Genomic DNA, 3704 nt, shown 5'->3' with positions numbered 1-3704 from the left:
TATCTACAGATAAGAAATAATTACCTTTGTGCAAAGGGCTTGCCAAGCGCTGTTTATGACGAAATGCCGTCATCTTCTGATGATCAAGCAAGAGACAAATGGGTAGCATTTGCAACGGAGCGATTTATCAATATGCAAGAAGCACTAAGAGAAGCGCAATGCCTCTATAGACAGTATAATCTTTATGCAGCGCTACAGTATCTAGTTATAGAAGATCAAATACTACCATATCTTGTGAATTCATTGCGCGTTGCTCTTAATGCGCTTCAGAAACATTTTGACTGTTAAATAATAATTTTTATTTCGGCTTCATTATATTGTATATTGTTTGTAAATCTCTACAAAACCTAGCTGTTTTTTTAATACCTCTTCCATTATCGATTCTCATACTAGATACTAAGTCAACAATTTGTGTTTCGGGGTTAATGCCATTTCCACTCGAAGTACTAAGAAATTTTTTCGCGTAATAAATCATTGGATCTGTACTGTTCATGGACATGTTGTATGCCCACATAAAATTTTCTTCACTCCAATTATGTTCATAGCGTAAAGTGTTTATTACACTGGGTAGCATTGCCCATGACATTTCCTTGTTATACTCACCCCGCAATAAATTCACAAAACGTCCACATAAAATAACGAGTATGTGACGATGCCATACAGTGTCAAATTTGGAAGTTATATTCTGATAGCCATTATTGTATGCAAATTGATTTGCTTCGTTTTGCTTATCAAAATGCGAAAAGCCCTCATACTCTTTACTTGCGTATTTGTCGTAAATTTGATTATATTGCTCTATAGTATCAACACGTGTAAATATCCGCGTAAATCCAAATGACATTGATATAGATAACATTGATATAGAAAAAAAGGCTATAAATGTTAGGATGCGTGTTGTGAAAAGTGATTTCATTATTTAGTCCTTTGAATTATTATAATTAATACTGCATACCCGATTCCTTTCGAATATATCAATATGTGTTATTTTTATGTTGACAAAGTGTAGCAAATCGTATTTAATGAACTTACTGTACTTAGGCGTATTGTATCTAAGTGAGGGGTAAGTACAGTTAAAAATCCCTGCAAATGCGGGGTTTTTTATTATCCGGAGGGCGTATTTTATGACAACAGAAAATACAGAACAGACTCCCAAACCAATTAAAAAACACATACCTCCAAGAGCTGGTTTAGGACGGGTTAAAGGCATTCCGAACAAAATGACCCGTATTTTAAAAAAGGATATCTTGTAACTGATGAAGCAGTGGTGAGGGCTGCTGAGAATGCGGGGAATAAAATTGGCAATGAGAGGCTGATTTCTTACGTGACAAGGTTTTTTTATGCCGCGTCACTTTGACGTTGCTGTTTTGCTTGCTCTATGACATTCAAAAGATCCGATTGTAACCAACGGGATAAAAAACCAAATTTTAAGGGTTTTGGGAGAGAGCCATTGGTTACATGACGGCGGAATGTTGAGACACTCATATGAAGCAATTTTGCACTTTCACGGTCTGTTAAAAGAATATCATTTTCTGTCATTTTAAAATCCTTTCATTTTCAAAAAATAGAAACAAATCATGCCCATTTATTAAGCACATTTTGGTTTATTTTTGAAGGTATTTTATTTATAGAAAACAGTATTTTATCATACAATTTCTTATGTGATGATTTATGAGTCTTATTGAGAGAGAATGAGAGAGAAGAGAGCTAAAGTTATCCACAGATGATGGGGTAAATTACCCCATATCTTAAGATTGCCCAGTGACATAAGCCGCCCATTTATCCATATAAACGCGGCGCTGTTCTAAATAGTCAGTACGACGATAGGCACGCTCTACTTGTCCTCCTACCGTATGACTTAGAATAGTTTCAGCAACCTCATAGGGGGCATCGGTTGTTTCAGCAAGCCAATCGCGTAAACTAGAGCGAAAACCATGGGGGCAGGCGTTCAGTCCAGTTTTTTTCATATAAACAGACATACAATTCTGCGCGAGAGGCCCCCGACCGGTTGCAGAGAAGAAGAAATCATTGCGAGAAAGCGAGCGTGCTTGTTTTAAGATTTCTAATGCTTCTGTTGATAAAGGCACGCGAAATTCTGTTGTAGCATCACGCTTTCCTTTCATATTTTCAGCAGGGATAGTCCATATATCACCATCAACTTGATCTTTATGAATATGACATAATGGCAATGTGCGTACCCCTGTAAGGATAAGCAGACGTAAAGCCAATTGTTTTATAGCTGTTGTTTGACAAAGAGTTTGATAAAAATCCGGAATATCTCTCCAATCCATGGCTGGTCTATTTTGTGTTTTATGACGTTGTTTCCCTAAGAGCGCGCGTGCTTTTTCTACTGCTTGTAAATCGACATCTAATCCCAAGGCAGCCGCATGTTTGAGACACATATTAAGACGCTTGAGAGCTCTATAAGCAGTTCCAGCTTTTGAATGCCAAATGGGAGCAAGGGTATTGCGTATCTCTGTTTGGGTAATCTCAGAAACGGGCAGGCAACCTAATTTAGGGAGAATATAAAGCCGCAAAGGTGCAAACCATTTACCATCTTTACCATCTCCTTTTAATTCAGCTTTACGACTTTCAAAAGTATCTAAAGCAATATCTTTTAAATAATGGAGATTACGCATCGCTTCACGCTTTTGTTTCTCACGTTCTTTAATGGGATCACGCCCTTCATGTAAAACAGAACGCCATTGGTTTGCTAATTCACGGGCTTGTTTTAAAGAGACATGTCTTAAAGCACCCAAGCCCATTTCACGACGGCGTCCATGAATGGTATAACGATAAAGCCATTGAGCACCTCCATCTTTACGCTTATGAAGTAACAAGCCAGCACCATCATTATATTTGCCAACTCCCAATGTTGCGACAGCCCTTGCACTAAGACGGTTCATAAGAGCCATTTTTAGTCCTTTCTTGTATAAATTTTACCCACACATCAGCCCCGCTTTTGACGTGCAAGCAAGTGGGTTTGTTTGATTTAATATAAACAGCTTTGAAATGAGAGAATCTTACGTTATTCGAGACTCTCATTCAACATACAAAACAGTGAATTATCATTATAAATCAAAGTGTTGTAGCGTTTAAAAGCTTACAAAGATGCTATTGGTGTGTGGACAATTGGTTACGGACATACAAATAGTGCAGGAAAACCTTTAGTTCACAAAGGCATGACCATCACTGAAAAGCAAGCAGAAAAACTTCTTTGCCAAGACTTAAGACAATTTGAGAATGCCGTTGAACGCGCTGTTATAGTTTCCTTAACCAATGAACAATTCGCGGCATTAGTATCCTTTTGCTATAATGTAGGAACAGTAGCTTTTTGCAATTCTACATTGTTAAAAAAGCTTAATAAAGGTGAATATGAAGCGGTGCCATCCGAATTACAGAAATGGACAAAAGCGGGTGGTAAGCGTTTGAAAGGTCTCGTACACCGGCGTGCAGCAGAAGCAGGCTTATGGGCGAAAGGGGCTTACGTTTCGTCTAATTATCAAACAGTAGAAGCGCAAGAACCAAAAAAAATTTTAAAAGCCGAAGTTCTTGCTCCGATCATAGCTTCTTTTTCGGGTTTTGCGGAATTGTTAGAAGGAAGTGGACCTGTGCAATGGGCTTTAGCAACGATTATAGTTTTTGCTTCCTGTGTAGGATTAGTGTTTATTATTAATCGCTTAAGAGAACAACGCTTATGATCTTGT

3 protein-coding genes and 3 pseudogenes are annotated in these 3704 nt (G+C 37.9%); 3 read left to right on the top strand and 3 right to left on the bottom strand.

Features of this window, described 5'->3' with window-relative positions; translation table 11 throughout:
• Window positions 1-288, top strand: a pseudogene (locus ABID39_RS07640) (hypothetical protein); the annotation flags it as partial.
• A gap of 10 nt (window positions 289-298) precedes the next feature.
• On the opposite strand, the gene ABID39_RS07635 reads toward ABID39_RS07640, so the two are convergent.
• Complete coding sequence (locus tag ABID39_RS07635; protein WP_354187549.1) at window positions 299-913, bottom strand: hypothetical protein; 615 nt, start codon at window positions 911-913, stop codon at window positions 299-301.
• 208 nt (window positions 914-1121) lie between these two features.
• On the opposite strand from ABID39_RS07635, the pseudogene ABID39_RS07630 reads away from it, so the two are divergent.
• A pseudogene (locus ABID39_RS07630) lies at window positions 1122-1330 on the top strand (hypothetical protein); the annotation flags it as partial.
• Between the two features lie 5 nt (window positions 1331-1335).
• Here ABID39_RS07630 and ABID39_RS07625 read toward each other — a convergent pair.
• Window positions 1336-1536 (bottom strand): helix-turn-helix transcriptional regulator, encoded by a 201-nt coding sequence (locus tag ABID39_RS07625; protein ID WP_007347209.1) that lies wholly within the window; start codon window positions 1534-1536, stop codon window positions 1336-1338.
• 209 nt (window positions 1537-1745) lie between these two features.
• The gene (locus tag ABID39_RS07620) at window positions 1746-2912 is read right to left on the bottom strand and encodes a tyrosine-type recombinase/integrase (RefSeq protein WP_354187547.1); all 1167 of its coding nucleotides are present in this window, start codon (window positions 2910-2912) and stop codon (window positions 1746-1748) included.
• Between the two features lie 177 nt (window positions 2913-3089).
• Between ABID39_RS07620 and bgtA the strand changes: the two are divergent.
• Window positions 3090-3698: pseudogene (gene bgtA / locus ABID39_RS07615) on the top strand (gene transfer agent endolysin BgtA); the annotation flags it as partial.
• Between the last annotated feature and the right edge of the window lie 6 nt (window positions 3699-3704).

Origin of the sequence: Bartonella japonica, from assembly GCF_040545385.1 — a bacterium.
Lineage (GTDB): Bacteria > Pseudomonadota > Alphaproteobacteria > Rhizobiales > Rhizobiaceae > Bartonella > Bartonella japonica.
The sequence above is the reverse complement of the archived record's forward strand: the minus strand, read 5'-3'. Positions and strand labels throughout refer to the sequence as shown.

What these genes read in the sequence shown, in the direction of transcription:
- ABID39_RS07635 (WP_354187549.1), bottom strand. Translation starts at nt 913, where the DNA reads ATGAAATCACTTTTCACAACACGCATCCTAACATTTATAGCCTTTTTT.
- ABID39_RS07620 (WP_354187547.1), bottom strand. Translation starts at nt 2,912, where the DNA reads ATGGCTCTTATGAACCGTCTTAGTGCAAGGGCTGTCGCAACATTGGGA.
- ABID39_RS07625 (WP_007347209.1), bottom strand. Translation starts at nt 1,536, where the DNA reads ATGACAGAAAATGATATTCTTTTAACAGACCGTGAAAGTGCAAAATTG.